Origin of the sequence: Cytobacillus solani, from assembly GCF_001420595.1 — a bacterium.
GTDB classification, from domain to species: domain Bacteria; phylum Bacillota; class Bacilli; order Bacillales; family Cytobacillaceae; genus Cytobacillus; species Cytobacillus solani.
Genome location: NZ_LJIX01000006.1, coordinates 1793210 through 1809290, shown reverse-complemented (window position 1 = coordinate 1809290; position 16081 = coordinate 1793210). Strand labels below are relative to the sequence as shown.

Below are 16081 nucleotides of genomic sequence, written 5' to 3'. Positions count from 1 at the left end.
CTACCCTTCATCGATAATTTCATCTCGGTCATTTAAGCGATGGGCAACGGTTTCAGGCTGAACAGCTGAAAGGATAACATGGTCACTATCCATCACAATAACCGCTCTTGTTCTTCTGCCGTATGTTGCATCAATTAATGACCCACGGTCACGGGCATCTTGTATAATTCTTTTGATTGGTGCTGATTCCGGGCTGACTATTGAGATTATGCGGTTAGCTGACACAATATTGCCAAAACCGATGTTTATTAATTTAATCGACATTTTCGTCCTCCAAGCATCAGTTATATATTTTGACCCCGTAAAACCTTTTCTAAACAAACCTTATTCAATATTTTGCACTTGTTCTTTCATTTTTTCGAGACAGCTCTTTAGATCTACGACCTCTGAAGCAATTGCGGCATCATTGGCCTTCGAACCGATCGTATTTACTTCCCTGTTCATTTCTTGAATTATGAAATCTAATTTTCTGCCTACACGTTCATTCACTTGTAGGGTCGATTCAAATTGATTCATATGGCTTAGTAGCCTAGTTATCTCCTCGCTGATATCTGCCTTATCAGCAAATAGAGCAACTTCTGTTAAAATTCTTGCTTCATCTAGCTGACCTTCTAAAAATAAGCTCATTCGTTTTGTTAAACGCTCTTGATATTGTTGGACAACCTTAGGAGCAAGTTCTTTTAAATGATTAATCCGTTCAGCCATTTCATTAAGATGAAGCTTTAAATCCTTTTCTAACTCAGCACCTTCCAATTTCCGCATATGCAGTAAATGACCACTCGCCTCTTCAATAGCGGCAAGTACAACTCTTTCTATTTCCTCATTTCCAGCATCTTTTTCTTCAATTGAAATGAGCTCATCCCGTATGAAATCATGAACTGTAAGTCCCTGGTCAATGGCAAATCGATCTTTAATTTTCGATATGTATTGGTAATATTCGTCTAATAATGTCCAATCAACCTGTACTTGCCGGGTTGCTAGCCGATCACCTTCTACTGTCACAAACACTTCGATTCTGCCTCGATGAATAGACTCACCAAGCTTTTTCTTTATTTTATCTTCCATATGAAAAAGCTGTCTTGGCATTCTGATTTGGTACTCAGAAAATCGGTGGTTTACCGCCTTTATTTCTACGAGTGCGGAAAATTGATTCAAACTCTTTTTGCTTCTGCCAAAACCTGTCATACTAACAACCATATGTAACACATCCTGTCTGAAAGGAATGCCATTTTTATGTAATTACTACAAGCAATTAGTTCGTATTTTATCATAAATGAAGGAAATTGTATGCAAAATAAATAGCACCAGCAAACTTTTTATATTAGATCATCCGGTTACACAGAAAAAAGTAGTAGAGAAAATCTCTACTACCTTATTTATTATAACATATTTTATTTTCTTTTTGTCATCAAAAATGACCCTGCAAGTAAAAATGTTGGAACTGCAGCAAGTCCAGTAATCATTAGCCAATCTTTCATTTCGATTGGCACAGTATGGAAAATTGGCTGTAATGGCGGATAATATATGACGACAAATAGCAATATCAAGGAAGAAATAACCGCCCAAACTAAGTACTTGTTTCCAAATGGATTCCTTGCTAACACTGATTTTTCACTGCGGCAATCAAAAACATGGATCAGCTGTGCAAGTACTAATGTGGCAAAAGCAATGGTTTGCGCATATGGTAAGTCATCTGGATTTGCATGATAGGCGAATATGAAAGCAAGTAAAGTCGCTATTCCTATTAAAAACCCTCTTGAAACAACCTTCCATCCGAGTCCTCTCGCAAAAACCCCTTCTCTCGGGTTTCTCGGCTTCCGTTTCATCACATCATCTTCAGGCTGATCAAGACCTAATGCCATAGCGGGAAGTCCGTCGGTCACAAGGTTTACCCATAGAATTTGGATAGGCACTAATGGGAGCGGAAGTCCTAATATCATCGCGAACAACATAACGAGAATTTCCCCAACATTGGATGCAAGCAAGTATCGAATGAACTTTCGAATATTTTCATATATGTTTCTGCCTTCTTTGATTGCCGCTTTAATCGTTGCAAAATTATCATCAAGCAGTACCAGTGCGGATGCTTCCTTCGCCACATCAGTACCTGTTATCCCCATTGCCACTCCGATATCTGCAGCTTTTATCGCTGGGGCATCATTGACGCCATCACCGGTCATCGCAACAATATGTCCTTTATTTTGCAATGCTTTCACAATTTTCAATTTGTGCTCTGGAGAGACGCGCGCGAATACAGCTACATCATCAACAACCTCTTCTAGCTCATCTACATTCATTTCAGAAAGAGCTTTCCCATCAAGAACCTTCGACTTATTCGTCAAAATACCGAGCTGTTTCGCTATTGCTTTCGCTGTAATCACATGATCTCCAGTAATCATCACAGTTTTGATGCCCGCTTCTTTACACTCTTTAACCGCATTCTTCACCTCTGGTCGTGGCGGGTCAATCATTCCTTGGAGACCAATAAAGGTTAATCCCTTCTCGGCTTCTTTTTCATCAAGAATGATTGTGTTGGGCGATAATTCTTTTACCCCGATCGCAATAGTTCTTAATGCTTGTGAAGCTAAATCTTCAATTGCCTTTTGAATATGTCCTATAACTTCTCGATTCAGGAATTTACGTTTTCCTTCCCAAAGAATTGATTCACAAACACCCGCTAACACGTCCGGTGCTCCCTTTGTGACAATATATTGCTTGCCTTGCTGATCTTTAACAACAATGCTCATCATTTTTCTTTCAGAATCGAAAGGAAATTCCTTCATAATTTGAAACTGGCTTAGTAATGTATCACGGTTATAACCCGCTTTCATTGCTGCAACAAGCAATGCACCTTCCGTTGGATCTCCATCAATGACGAATTCATTCTCTTTTCTTTTTATTTCCGCATGATTGCAGAGCATTCCGAACATAAGCATTTGCTGAAGTGCCTTATCTTCCTTCGGTTCCACCTGACTGTCATTTCGATAAAAATGCCCTTGAGGCTCATAGCCTACTCCATCGACAAGCCATTGTTTCCCCCCGCTCCATAAATGGGTAACTGTCATCTTATTTTGAGTCATCGTTCCTGTTTTATCTGAACAAATAACAGAAGCACAGCCAAGCGTTTCTACTGCAGGCAGCTTTCGAACAATCGCTTTTTTCTTGATCATTCGCTGAACACCAAGCGAAAGTGCTACTGTTACGATCGCCGGTAATCCTTCCGGAATGGCTGCTACTGCTAGCGAGACACCTGCAAGGAACATCGTATAAAGATCGTGACCTTGGATGACACCAGCTACAACGACAAGCACAGTAAGAATTAATGCCACAGTGATGAGAATTTTCCCTAACTGTTCCAGTCTTCTCTGTAAAGGAGTTGTCATTGTTTCGGCATTTTGCAATAAATCAGCAATTTGTCCCATCGCTGTTTTCATCCCGGTTGCGACAACGATTCCCATCCCGCTGCCGCGAGTAACTAATGTGCTCATAAAAGCCATATTTTCCATATCGCCAATCCCAATATTGGCTTTTTTTATTGCACCTGCCGTTTTTGCTACCGGTAATGATTCACCAGTTAAAGCAGATTCTTCGACCTCTAAACTATTTGATTCAATGATTCTAACGTCTGCTCCTACTCGATCACCGCTCGTAAATTTGAGCAGATCCCCAACTACTACATCTTTTGAAGGAATCTTTATCCACTCGCCATCTCTTAATACACTCACTTGCGGAGCGGAAAGCTCCTTTAATGCTTGCAAAGATCTTTCAGCTTTTCTTTCTTGAAAGAAACCAAGCAAGCCATTAATGATGACAATGGCTATGATCGCAACCGCATCAATGTATTCGCCTAGCAGTCCTGAAATAAGCGTTGCCGCAAGTAAAACAAGGACCATGAAATCCTTAAATTGACTAAAGAACAAGAGTAAGGCTGATTGTTTTTCCCCTTCTTCTAATTCATTCTTGCCAAATTGATTTCTTCGTTTTTTTACATCATCTTCAGTTAAGCCAGATGTCGAATCCGTATTCAATGCTTGCTCAACCTCTGTTTCGTTCATTTCATGGAATTTCATTCAGACATCACTTCCTCCTTCAAGCCATACTTATCATCTAAAGAAAGCTTATTCAGCCTTGTCCAAAAAAATGCTATGATATTATTAAAAGCGGAATCGGCTTGATCAGCCCCGACTAGCATAAGAAATGTGCCATTGTATCTGTGTGAAGTTATGCTAGCTGCTGACATCAAGCCAATTGGTTCCTTTATAGGGCAAATAAGAGAGGTTTGGGGAACCAATAGGAGTCATTGGTTCCCTTATATAGCAAAATAGCGTTGTTTGAGGTATCAATAGGAGTCATTGGTTCCCTTATTTGGCAAATTAGCGTTGTTTGAGGTATCAATAGGAGTCATTGGTTCCCTTATTTGGCAAATTAGCGTTGTTTGAGGAATCAATAGAGGGTATTGATTCCCTTATATGGCAGAAAAGCAGTGTTTTGAGGAATCAATAGAGGACATTGGTTCCCTAGAAGAACAAAATGAATTAATATTGGAACCAATAAAATACATTTGTATTTCTTTTAGCAGAAATACAGATAAAAAAATATACAAATAAAACTTAAATAGAAAAGGATGTTCCTAATGTCATTCGACGGTTTATTTACAAGGGCTATAACAGAAGAACTAACCCATGAATTAAAAGGGGGAAGAATTAATAAAATCCATCAGCCCTATAAAAACGAAATTATTATAGTAGTGAGAGCTAACGGAAAGAATCATAAGCTCCTGCTTTCAGCTCACCCCAGTTATGCAAGAGTACAGCTTACAAACGAAACTCATGATAACCCTTCTGAGCCTCCGATGTTTTGCATGCTGTTAAGAAAGCATCTGGAAGGATTTTTCCTAGAGGAAATACGCCAGGTTGGCTTAGATCGAATTATTATTTTCGAAGTAAAAGGAAGAAACGAAATTGGTGATACTTCTTACAAGCAGTTGATTGTAGAAATAATGGGCAGACACAGCAATATTACCTTAGTGGATAAAACAAGAAACTTGATTTTGGACAGCATTAAGCATGTGTCATTTGCCGTAAATAGTCATCGAGCAATTTTGCCAGGGCAGGAATATGTTTTGCCACCTCAGCAGGATAAGATGAATCCATTTGAGGCTAGTGAGGAGGATATCTTACGGCAAATTGATTTTAACAGCGGGAAGCTTGATAAACAGCTTGTTTCCGCATTTGCAGGAATATCGCCATTGCTAGCAAAAGAGGTGCTCTTCCATTCTGGACTAGCTAACAGGACAACTGTTCCAAAAACATTTTTACACTATATACGTTTACTGAAAAATCACGAACTCTCCCCTGCAATCACAAGTGGTGGGCAAAAGGATAGCTTCTATCTTTTTCCGTTGGAGCATCTACAAGGAGAGCCAAAGAAATTCAATTCACTAAGTGAAATGCTTGATCGTTTTTATTTTGGCAAGGCAGAGCGGGATCGTGTCAAGCAGCATGCAAATGACTTAGAGCGCTTTATTCACAATGAAAAAGATAAAAATGAAAAGAAAATAGAAAAACTGCTAGCAACCTTAAAAGAAGCCGAAAATGCTGATCAGCACCAGCTTTACGGTGAGCTGATCACCGCTAATATTTACGCGATAAAAAAAGGAATGAAAACGGTAGATGTCAGCAATTATTATGATGAAAATGGAGCAATGGTGACCATTCCACTAGATTCGCAAAAAACGCCTTCTGAAAATGCACAGAAATACTTTACAAAATATCAGAAGGCAAAAAATGCGATTACGATTGTAAAAGAGCAGATCGAAATAACGAAAGCGGAGCATGCTTATTTTGAAACTTTGCTTCAGCAAGTGGAAACAGCCTCACCGAAGGATATTGCGGAAATACGAGAGGAATTAATTGAGGGCGGTTATATTAGAGATAGACAAAAAAAGAAAAACAAGAAGAATCAAAATGTAAAACCAATTCTTGACCGCTACATCTCCACTGATGGAACAGAAATCTTTGTCGGAAAAAATAATAAACAAAATGATTACTTAACAAATAAACTGGCAGCTAGAGACGAAATTTGGCTGCATACGAAAGATATCCCTGGGTCGCATGTGGTGATTCGGAGCAAAGAGCCTGCAGAAGCAACAATATTAGAAGCTGCAAATTTAGCAGCTTATTATAGTAAGGCTCGCAATTCTAGTTCAGTTCCAGTAGACTTCACGCAGGTTCGGCATGTAAAAAAGCCTAGCGGGGCCAAACCTGGATTTGTGATTTATGAGAACCAACAGACTGTATATGTGACACCAGATGAGGAGATTGTTCTGTCGTTAAGACAGGGGTAGTATATGGGACGAGGGAGCACCTCGTCCCATTCATTTTTTTTAAAGAACAAAATATAAACTATAGAATTACAATGAGACAAATTATTGATTCACTGTTCCCCATTCTGCAGGGTTTTTCCGCCATTCTGAAAGCTTTTCCATATCCTCTGCCTGTATATAGCCTTTTTGTTTTGCAATTTCCGATAGGGTTTCAAAATCAGTCAATGTGAACGTTGAAATATTCGCTTCCTCAAGCAATTCTTTCCCTTTTTTCAACTGGTAAGTAAAGATAGCGACAACACCCAGGACTTCACAACCTGCTTGGCGCAGTGCTTCTACTGCTGTTATGACACTCCCACCTGTAGAAATTAAATCTTCTACGACAACAACCTTTTGTCCAGGTTCTGTTTTTCCCTCTATTTGGTTTCCTTGTCCGTGTCCCTTTGGCTTGGAACGTACGTAGCACATTGGCAAATCCATTAAGTCGCTGACCCATGCAGCATGAGGGATTCCTGCAGTTGCTGTTCCTGCGATTATTTCGGCTCTAGGGAACTTCGCCAAAATGGTTTCCTTCAATCCATTTGCAATCTCCTTTCGAACAGCAGGATAGGAAAGTGTTAACCGATTATCGCAGTAAATAGGAGACCTTATACCAGATGACCATGTAAAAGGTTCATTAGGCTGTAACGCAACAGCTTTGATTTCTAGTAAACGTTCGGCAATTTGTTGTTTCATTGGTGAACACCCTCCCATGATTGTTTGAATTCAATGTATTTTTCCAGCGGGTTAACTGATTTTGTGATTGGGCGTCCGACAACAATTGCTGAAGCACCTTCAGATTTTGCATAAGCAGGAGTGGCTACTCGCTTTTGATCCTGAACATCATCTGATTGCAAACGAATCCCCGGAGCTACAGTCAAAAAGGACTGACCCAGTATTTGTCGTATAGATTTAGCCTCGAAAGTAGAGCAAACAACCCCGTCAAGACCCGCTTTTTTCGTTAAAGCTGCATAATGAAGGACTGATTCCTCCAAAGGGACTTGAACAAGCTGTTCCTCACGCATTTGCTCTTCTGAAGTACTCGTTAATTGAGTCACAGAAATACAAGCAGGTCTACTCTGCCCAGCTGGCGTTCCAGCCTCCAATCCTTCAAGTGCTGCACTCATCATCTCTTTTCCGCCTGCTGCATGAACATTGACAAGATTGCATCCAAGACGGGCAAGCCCCTTCATCGCTCCTTTTACCGTATTCGGGATGTCATGAAGCTTTAAATCTAGAAAAATATCATGCCCTTTTTCTTTCAAGTCATAAATAATACTTGGCCCCTCCTGAAAGAAAAGCTCCATTCCTACCTTCAAAAAAAGCTTTTCATCATTAAAGTGATTTAAAAACTGATTGACCTCCTGTTTACCTGCAAAATCAAGCGCGATAATAAGTGATTTATCCATTTTTCCAGCTCCTTCCCGTACATTCAGAAATATGGTCAAAGCCAAGTCTTCTCACTAATTCCGGTAATTCTTCAATGATCGTCGGACAGACGAATGGATCCACAAAGTTTGCAGTACCTACAGCAACCGCACTTGCCCCTGCGTAATAATATTCAATCACATCTTCAGCAGATTGAACGCCCCCCATGCCAATAATCGGCAAGGATACGTTCTGGCTTACCTCATGAATCATTCGGATCGCAACAGGCTTAATTGCTGGTCCTGAAAGTCCTCCTGTTTTGTTTGCTAAAATTGGTTTCCCAGACTTCAAATCAATTCTCATGCCAACTAGCGTATTAATCATCGTTAATCCATCTGCTCCGCCATCTTCCACTGCTTTTGCCATTTCGACAATATTTGTCACGTTGGGCGATAGCTTCACATAAATAGGGACTTCAGATACTTCCTTGACTTTCTTTGTTAAATCCTTTGCCACTTCTGGTATGGTTCCGAAAGCAATCCCGCCTATTTTGACATTCGGGCAGGAAATATTTAATTCTAGGGCATGCACATTCGACGCTTTGGAAATTTCTTTCGCAACTGCAATATAATCTTCCTCTTGTGAGCCTGCGACATTGGCAATAATCGGAACATCAAATTGATCTAGCCAAGGCAGCTCTTCATTCATTACTTTTTCAAGTCCAGGATTTTGCAGCCCGATGGCATTTAGCATTCCTGCAGTGGTTTCAGCCACTCGAGGGGTCGGATTGCCAAAACGAGGTTCATAGGTTGTTGCTTTAATCATAATCGCACCAAGTTGGCTTAGATCAAAAAGCTGGCTGAATTCACGGCCAAAACCGAAGCAGCCAGATGCTGGCATGATTGGATTTTTCATATCTAGTCCGGGCAAGCTTATTTGTAATGATTTCATAGAAGTACCTCCCCAGCTTTAAAAACAGGTCCGTCGCTGCAAACCTTTTTATATGTGTAGCCTGTTGGATCATCACCGGTGTGGCATACACAAGCAAAGCAGGCTCCAATCCCGCAGCCCATTCGTTCTTCCAAGGAAAGATAGACCTTCTTATCCAAATAATTATTTTCAAGTGCCTTAAGCATCGGTGTCGGGCCGCATGAATAGAGGACATCAAATGTAAGCTTCCGATCTTCGATGATGTTAGTGACAAACCCTTTCGTGCCATAGCTGCCATCAACAGTCGCTACATATGTCTCCCCAAGTTTAGTAAATTCATCTTCATAAAAAACAACATTTGCTGATTGAAATCCAAGAACATGGATGACATTTACGCCCTGCTTTACAAGCTGTTTAGATAATTCAAATAAAGGTGGAATACCAATTCCTCCCCCGACGAGTAGAGCGGTTTCTCCCGGTTTCGCTTCATGTATGGGAAATCCATTTCCTAGAGGACCAAGTACATCAACGACATCCCCCGGCTTTTTCTCAGACAGTAAAGCTGTTCCTCTGCCCTCTGCACGATAAATCATTGTAAATTGATTTTTATCCTTCTGAATGTCAGAAATACTGATTGGCCTTCTAAGAAGCGGTTCAAAATGTTGGGCTATTTTCAAATGCACAAATTGTCCGGGCTCATTCATTTCGCGGACAAGCTCACCTTGGAGGGTGAGCATGAAAATATGTTCGGCTATTTCTGCTTGAGAGACGATTTGGCATAATTCTTTTTTGATCACGCGAAGACCGCCTCCTGTATATCAACTGGCTTTTCCATTGCATCTGCTGAAAAGTTCATGGATTCGATTACTTTTAGAATCGCATCCGCTGTATCAAGCGATGTAAGGCAAGGTACACCATTCTCTACAGCTTCACGACGAATGCGGAAGCCGTCTCTTTCCGGCTGTTTCCCTTTAGTTAACGTGTTGATAACAATTTGTGCTTTGCCATTTCGAATTACATCTAGTAAGTTAGGACCGTCTGATCCGATTTTATCAACGACTTCGACTGTAACACCTTCTGCTTGCAGCAATTGCGCTGTTCCGCTTGTAGCCATTAAGCGATAACCAATAGAAGCAAAGCGTTTGGCAAGCTGGAGTGATTCCTCCTTGTCCTTATCAGCAACAGTCATAAGAACCGAACCGAACGGATGAATCTTCATCCCTGAGGCCACTAACCCTTTATACAATGCCTTTTCAAGGGTAGAATCTTTTCCCATTACTTCTCCAGTTGATTTCATTTCTGGTCCAAGAGTAATGTCAACCCTTCTCAATTTAGCAAATGAGAAGACTGGCACCTTTACATAAACACCGTTTTTTTCTTGTACAAGACCCGATTGGTAGCCCTGTTCCTTTAGTGATTGGCCTAAAATCACCTTTGTTGCGATGTTCGCCATCGGCACATTGGTAATTTTGCTTAAGAAAGGTACGGTACGGCTCGATCTTGGATTTACTTCAATCACAAACACTTCTTCATTTGCAACAATGTACTGGATGTTTAATAATCCAATGATCCCAAGTCCCTTTGCAAGCTTTTCTGTATAATCAACAAGCTTATCTTTTACTTCAGCAGATATACTCTGTGGTGGATAGACTGCAATGGAGTCACCAGAGTGAACACCGGCACGCTCGATATGCTCCATAATTCCAGGGATCACGACAGTTTCTCCATCTGAGATTGCATCCACTTCAATTTCTTTCCCTGTTAGATACCGGTCTATTAAAACCGGATGCTCAGGATTAATCTTCACCGCATTTTTCATGTAGTGAAGAAGCTCTTCTTCTTTATAAACAATTTCCATTGCCCGTCCGCCAAGAACATAGGATGGGCGCACAAGAACGGGATAGCCAATTCCATTCGCAATTATGACTGCCTCTTCAACAGAGAGTGCTGTTTTTCCTTTTGGCTGCGGGATACAAAGTTCAGATAATGCCTGTTCGAATTTATCCCTATCTTCCGCACGATCAAGGTCTTCTAGAGATGTCCCAAGAATTTTCACACCTCTTTCTACTAAACTAGCAGCGAGATTAATTGCCGTTTGTCCGCCAAATTGGACGACAACCCCTTCTGGCTTTTCTAGGTCAATGATGTGCATGACATCTTCAATCGTCAGCGGTTCAAAGTAAAGCTTATCGGAAATGCTGAAATCAGTTGAAACTGTTTCCGGATTGTTATTGATGATAATTGCTTCATAGCCCGCTTCTTTAATCGCCCAAACGGAGTGTACAGTTGCATAGTCAAACTCAACCCCTTGGCCGATGCGGATCGGACCTGAACCAAGAACAACGACACTCTGCCTGTCAGTCACTGCTGATTCATTTTCTTCCTCATATGTGCCATAGTAATACGGAGTTTCCGATTCAAATTCGGCAGCACAAGTGTCAACCATCTTGTAAACAGGCACGATGCCATTTTCAGTTCTCCAAGTATAAACCCCTAATTCAGTCGTATTCCAGGCATTAGCGATGGTACAGTCGGCAAAGCCCATTTCCTTCGCTTTCTTGCCTATTTCTTTTTCAAATCGACTAGCAGCAAGCTCTTTTTCAAAAGATACGATTTTTTCCATTTTATGAAGGAAGAAAAGGTCGATTTGGCTCCATTCATGAATCGTTTCAATTGTAACACCTCTTCTGAGTGCTTCCCCAATATAGAATAGTCGTTCATCCCCAGCATTGCGGATTCTTTTTTCCATTAAATTATTGTCAATCGTATCTGCCTCATTAAGCGTTAAATGAAACACATTTGCTTCTAGCGAACGCACAGCTTTTAATAAGGATTCCTCAAACGTGCGGCCGATGGCCATTACTTCGCCTGTTGCCTTCATTTGTGTTCCTAATGAACGATTCGCTGATTCAAATTTATCAAACGGCCAGCGTGGAATTTTCGTGACAATGTAATCAAGTGCTGGCTCGAAGCTTGCATATGTTTTACCAGTAACTGGGTTCATCATTTCATCTAACGTTAAGCCAACTGCGATTTTTGCAGCAAGCTTAGCGATTGGGTATCCAGTTGCTTTTGATGCCAATGCAGATGAACGGCTAACTCTTGGGTTCACTTCAATAATATAGTAGTTGAAGCTGTACGGATCGAGTGCTAGCTGAACATTACAGCCCCCTTCGATTCCTAACGCGCGAATAATTTTTAATGAAACATTTCTTAATAATTGATACTCACGGTCACTTAGTGTTTGGCTTGGTGCGACAACAATCGAATCTCCCGTATGGACGCCGACTGGATCAATGTTTTCCATGTTACAAACAACAATGGCATGATCACCTGAGTCTCTCATAACCTCGTATTCAATTTCTTTAAATCCGGCAATGCTCTTTTCTAATAGACATTGTGTCACAGGGCTATTTTTCAAACCACTTTTAACAAACTCAATAAGCTCCGATTCATCGTGGCAGATTCCTCCGCCTGTACCACCAAGAGTGAATGCTGGACGAACGATAACAGGATAACCGATTATATTTACAAATTCATAGGCTTCCTCTAATGTATGGATGATTTCACTTTCAGGTACAGGCTCGCCAAGCTCATTCATCAGATTTCTGAAAAGGTCACGATCTTCCGCCTGTTCAATTGCTGAAAGCTTTGTGCCAAGAATTTCTACTCCACATTCTTCAAGAACCCCTGATTTAGCTAGTTCTACTGCAAGATTTAGTCCTGTTTGTCCTCCAAGTGTTGGGACAAGTGCATCCGGACGTTCCTTGCGAATAATTCGGCTAACAAATTCTAATGTAAGCGGCTCGATATAGACAGCATCAGCAATTTCTGTATCTGTCATGATTGTCGCTGGATTTGAATTGATTAGGATGACTCTGTACCCTTCTTCCTTCAGGGCGATGCATGCCTGTGTTCCAGCATAATCAAACTCTGCTGCCTGACCGATGACGATGGGTCCTGATCCAATTACTAGTATGCTTTTTATATCTGTACGCTTTGGCATTAGTTCGCACCTTCCTGTTTCTCAAATTCGACCATTGTCAAAAATTGTTCAAATAAACCGTTGGCATCTTCAGGTCCAGGAGAAGCTTCTGGGTGGTATTGGACGGTAAATGCTGGATAATCTTTATGCTTTAACCCTTCAACAGTACCGTCATTTAATGCTATATGTGTAACCTCTAATCTTGTATTTAAAATTGAATGTTCTTCAACCGTGTAGCCATGGTTTTGTGAAGTGATGGCAACTTTACCTGTTGATAATTCTTTTACTGGGTGATTGGACCCGCGATGGCCAAATTTCATTTTCTCCGTATTTGCTCCGCAGGCAAGTGCAAACAGCTGATGGCCAAGACAGATGCCAAACAAAGGCACTTGATCCAGTAATCCATTAATCATTGTAATTGCTTCAGGCACATCTTTTGGATCCCCGGGTCCATTTGAAAGCATCACACCATCTGGGCTTAGGTTAAGAATTTCCTCTGCTGTCGTATTATAAGGAACTACGATCACATCACAGTCACGTTTATTTAACTCTCGTAAAATCCCGTGCTTCATGCCAAAATCGACAAGAACGACTCTTCTCCCACGACCTGGGCTTGGATATGGTGTTTTTGTAGAGACCTGTTTTACTTGATCATTTCGAAGATTTGTCGTACGCAATCTTTCCAGAACGGAAGCAGCATCTTCCTCAATCCCGCAAATCGCTCCCTTTAAAGTTCCATGCTGACGGATAATCCTTGTTAATTTACGTGTATCAATTCCTGCTATGCCTGGGATATTTTTGATTTGAAAATATTCATCAATTGTTTTTTCATTTCTCCAGTTGGATGGAAACTCAGCGGCTTCCTTGACGATAAAGCCTTGAATGGCTGGAGATATCGATTCAAAATCATCTCGGTTTATTCCATAGTTTCCGACGAGAGGAAATGTAAGGGTCACGATTTGACCGCAATACGAAGGATCTGAAATAATTTCCTGATAGCCTGTCATACCAGTATTGAAAACAACTTCCCCCATTGTGTTTGTATTACTGCCAAAGCCATCCCCGATAAAAATAGTGCCATCTTCTAAAATTAGCTGTTTTCTCATGCTGTTACACTCCCCTTGCTCCATGCAATTTTTCCATTTACCATTGTCAGCACTGGCCAGCCCCTACATTCCCAGCCGGCAAACGGCGTATTTTTTCCTTTTGATAAAAATTGTTCCGGGTTAATTTTCTCCGTGTGGTTCAAGTCCAATAAAACGATATCTGCTTTTGCACCGATCTCAAGCTTGCCAGATGCCAGTTTAAAAACTTCAGCAGGCTTAACTGTAAGAAAGTCGATTAGCTGCTTTAATGTAAACATTCCTTTTTCAACAAAATGTGTATAAAGAAGTGGGAAGGCTGTTTCTAATCCAACAATTCCAAAAGGTGCAAGTTGCATTCCTTCTGCTTTCTCCTCTGCTGTATGTGGTGCATGATCTGTTGCTATAAAATCAATTGTTCCATCTAAAATCCCTTCAATTAAGGCATCTCTATCTGCTTCTCCTCTAAGTGGAGGATTCATCTTATAATTCGTATCAAGACTCGGGATATCTTCCTCACATAAAAGAAGATGATGTGGTGTTACTTCAGCCGTTACTTTAATTCCAGCACGCTTCGCATCTCTTACCACTCTTACCGATTCCTTCGTGCTAATATGACAGACATGATAATGGCAATTCGCTGCCTCTGCTAAAAGCACATCCCTGGCAATATGAACTGATTCACAAACAGATGGAATGCCGTTTAATCCATTCTTTTCTGAAAAAGCACCTTCATGAACGGATCCCTTATTAATCAAAGTATTTTCTTCACAGTGAGCGACGATTGCCATATCAATTTCAGCCGCCTTCTTCATCGCTTGCAGCATCATCTCAGCAGATTGAACACCTACCCCATCATCGGTGAAAGCAAAGGCACCAGCTTCTTTCAAAGCTTGAAAATCCGTTAACTTCTCACCAAGCTCACGGATGGTGATTGATGCATAAGGAAGCACATTTACTGATGCCGTTTCTTCAATCCGTTTATTCAGCCATGCTAATTGTTCCTTTGTATCCGGGACAGGTCTTGTATTCGGCATTGCAGCTACGGTTGTGAATCCTCCCCTTGCAGCAGCTGCTGTTCCGGTTGCAATCGTCTCTTTCTTTTCACCGCCTGGCTCACGTAAATGGATATGAAGATCGAGAAAACCAGGTGTAACCAGCAGGCCATTTGCATCGATAATTTCTTCCGCTTCCCTTTTAAGAGCTTCTCCTATTTCGATGATCATCCCGGAATCTATAAAAATATCTGCAAGTTTAAATTCCCCTTCATTAGTTAGCAACTGACCATTTTTTATTAATGTCTTCATTTTGACCGCTCCCTTCCATTTGTTCGATTGTCCTTTTTAACACAGCCATTCTGATGTACACACCATTTGTCATTTGTTTAAAGATTCTCGAACGTTTGCATTCTACTAGGCTATCATCAATTTCCACATTTCGATTCACTGGCGCCGGATGCATGATGATGCTTCCTGACTTCATTCTTCTTTCTCTTTCTATCGTCAGTCCAAAGGCTTGATGATAATCATCCGCAGCTTTCGTTCCCTTTTCTCCATGGCGCTCATGCTGGATACGCAGCAGCATAACTACATCTGCCGTTTCTACAGTTGAATCAATATCTTCGTACGATCCATTTTCAAGAAGTTCGTCATTAAACCATTCCACTGGGCCGGAGAAAACAACCTCTGCTCCTAAACGAACTAACGTATCTGCATTTGACCTTGCTACACGGCTATGTCTGATATCACCAATAATAGCAACCTTAAGTCCCTTAAAGCTGCCGAACTCCTGCTTAATGGTTAATAAGTCAAGAAGTGATTGTGTTGGATGATGACCGCACCCATCACCAGCATTAATGATTGAAACATCTGATTTCCCAACAAGCTCATCAAAATACCGATCTTGATTATGGCGAATCACAACTGCATCTATTCCAATAGCCTCAAGTGTTTTAACCGTGTCATATAATGTTTCACCCTTTGAAACACTTGATGTGCCTACTTCAAAAGGGATAATATCTAAGCCAAGCTTTCTCTGTGCTACTTCAAAGCTGCATTTTGTCCTAGTACTATTTTCGAAAAATAAATTGGCAATAAAAACATTCTTTTTAGGCGACCAGTTCCCGCCATCTATAAAATATTGCGCATCTGAGAGGATTTGAGAAATATCATTAATCGTTAAATCTGATGTCTGAAGTAAGTGTTTCAAGCATATCCCTCCTATTGTTTCTATAAAAAACACCCTGAATATATTCAGGGTGTTGATACTTTGAAGCATAGCTATGGCTAAAGAAGCATGCATGTTCTTAATGCCATAGCTAAAACTTAACACCCTTATAAGCCTCTCTGGACT

The 16081-nt window shown here is 40.9% G+C and carries 12 protein-coding genes; 1 reads left to right on the top strand and 11 read right to left on the bottom strand.

Going from position 1 to position 16081, the window contains the following annotated elements; genetic code table 11:
* From remA to AN957_RS10880, 3 genes are all read right to left on the bottom strand, one after another.
* Positions 1-264 carry an extracellular matrix/biofilm regulator RemA gene (gene remA / locus AN957_RS10890; RefSeq protein WP_003350261.1) on the bottom strand — a complete coding sequence of 88 codons (264 nt, stop codon included), beginning with the start codon at positions 262-264 and terminating at the stop codon, positions 1-3.
* Between the two features lie 60 nt (positions 265-324).
* Entirely contained in the window at positions 325-1197 is an 873-nt protein-coding gene (locus AN957_RS10885; RefSeq protein WP_053475610.1) for a YicC/YloC family endoribonuclease, read from the bottom strand.
* A 194-nt stretch (positions 1198-1391) separates the two neighbouring features.
* Positions 1392-4070, bottom strand: coding sequence for a calcium-translocating P-type ATPase, SERCA-type (locus AN957_RS10880; protein ID WP_056684064.1), 2679 nt, complete (start codon positions 4068-4070; stop codon positions 1392-1394).
* 563 nt (positions 4071-4633) lie between these two features.
* Here AN957_RS10880 and AN957_RS10875 point away from each other — a divergent pair.
* Positions 4634-6346 (top strand): Rqc2 family fibronectin-binding protein, encoded by a 1713-nt coding sequence (locus AN957_RS10875; protein WP_053475608.1) that lies wholly within the window; start codon positions 4634-4636, stop codon positions 6344-6346.
* Positions 6347-6427: 81 nt separating this feature from the next.
* Here AN957_RS10875 and pyrE read toward each other — a convergent pair whose 3' ends face one another.
* From pyrE to AN957_RS10835, 8 genes are read right to left on the bottom strand one after another with little or no spacing between them, the layout of a single operon-like run.
* On the bottom strand, positions 6428-7060 hold the full coding sequence (gene pyrE, locus AN957_RS10870) for an orotate phosphoribosyltransferase (protein ID WP_053475607.1): 633 nt from the start codon (positions 7058-7060) through the stop codon (positions 6428-6430).
* Positions 7057-7773 (bottom strand): orotidine-5'-phosphate decarboxylase, encoded by a 717-nt coding sequence (gene pyrF / locus AN957_RS10865; RefSeq protein WP_053475606.1) that lies wholly within the window; start codon positions 7771-7773, stop codon positions 7057-7059. The genes pyrE and pyrF overlap by 4 nt, the downstream gene beginning before the upstream one ends.
* Entirely contained in the window at positions 7766-8683 is a 918-nt protein-coding gene (locus tag AN957_RS10860; protein ID WP_053475605.1) for a dihydroorotate dehydrogenase, read from the bottom strand. The genes pyrF and AN957_RS10860 overlap by 8 nt, the downstream gene beginning before the upstream one ends.
* Positions 8680-9459: a dihydroorotate dehydrogenase electron transfer subunit gene (locus tag AN957_RS10855; protein WP_053475604.1), complete on the bottom strand. Its 780-nt coding sequence runs from the start codon at positions 9457-9459 to the stop codon at positions 8680-8682. Before AN957_RS10855 ends, AN957_RS10860 begins: the two co-directional genes overlap by 4 nt.
* On the bottom strand, positions 9456-12668 hold the full coding sequence (gene carB, locus AN957_RS10850; RefSeq protein ID WP_056684061.1) for a carbamoyl-phosphate synthase large subunit: 3213 nt from the start codon (positions 12666-12668) through the stop codon (positions 9456-9458). Before carB ends, AN957_RS10855 begins: the two co-directional genes overlap by 4 nt.
* Positions 12668-13753, bottom strand: coding sequence for a carbamoyl phosphate synthase small subunit (locus AN957_RS10845; protein WP_056684059.1), 1086 nt, complete (start codon positions 13751-13753; stop codon positions 12668-12670). Before AN957_RS10845 ends, carB begins: the two co-directional genes overlap by 1 nt.
* Entirely contained in the window at positions 13750-15036 is a 1287-nt protein-coding gene (locus AN957_RS10840) for a dihydroorotase (protein WP_053475601.1), read from the bottom strand. Before AN957_RS10840 ends, AN957_RS10845 begins: the two co-directional genes overlap by 4 nt.
* On the bottom strand, positions 14999-15937 hold the full coding sequence (locus AN957_RS10835; protein ID WP_053475600.1) for an aspartate carbamoyltransferase catalytic subunit: 939 nt from the start codon (positions 15935-15937) through the stop codon (positions 14999-15001). The genes AN957_RS10840 and AN957_RS10835 overlap by 38 nt, the downstream gene beginning before the upstream one ends.
* Positions 15938-16081 lie beyond the last annotated feature (144 nt).

What these genes read in the sequence shown, in the direction of transcription:
- remA (WP_003350261.1), bottom strand. Translation starts at nt 264, where the DNA reads ATGTCGATTAAATTAATAAACATCGGTTTTGGCAATATTGTGTCAGCT.
- AN957_RS10875 (WP_053475608.1), top strand. Translation starts at nt 4,634, where the DNA reads ATGTCATTCGACGGTTTATTTACAAGGGCTATAACAGAAGAACTAACC.
- carB (WP_056684061.1), bottom strand. Translation starts at nt 12,668, where the DNA reads ATGCCAAAGCGTACAGATATAAAAAGCATACTAGTAATTGGATCAGGA.
- AN957_RS10845 (WP_056684059.1), bottom strand. Translation starts at nt 13,753, where the DNA reads ATGAGAAAACAGCTAATTTTAGAAGATGGCACTATTTTTATCGGGGAT.
- AN957_RS10880 (WP_056684064.1), bottom strand. Translation starts at nt 4,070, where the DNA reads ATGAAATTCCATGAAATGAACGAAACAGAGGTTGAGCAAGCATTGAAT.
- pyrF (WP_053475606.1), bottom strand. Translation starts at nt 7,773, where the DNA reads ATGGATAAATCACTTATTATCGCGCTTGATTTTGCAGGTAAACAGGAG.
- AN957_RS10885 (WP_053475610.1), bottom strand. Translation starts at nt 1,197, where the DNA reads ATGGTTGTTAGTATGACAGGTTTTGGCAGAAGCAAAAAGAGTTTGAAT.
- pyrE (WP_053475607.1), bottom strand. Translation starts at nt 7,060, where the DNA reads ATGAAACAACAAATTGCCGAACGTTTACTAGAAATCAAAGCTGTTGCG.
- AN957_RS10860 (WP_053475605.1), bottom strand. Translation starts at nt 8,683, where the DNA reads ATGAAATCATTACAAATAAGCTTGCCCGGACTAGATATGAAAAATCCA.
- AN957_RS10840 (WP_053475601.1), bottom strand. Translation starts at nt 15,036, where the DNA reads ATGAAGACATTAATAAAAAATGGTCAGTTGCTAACTAATGAAGGGGAA.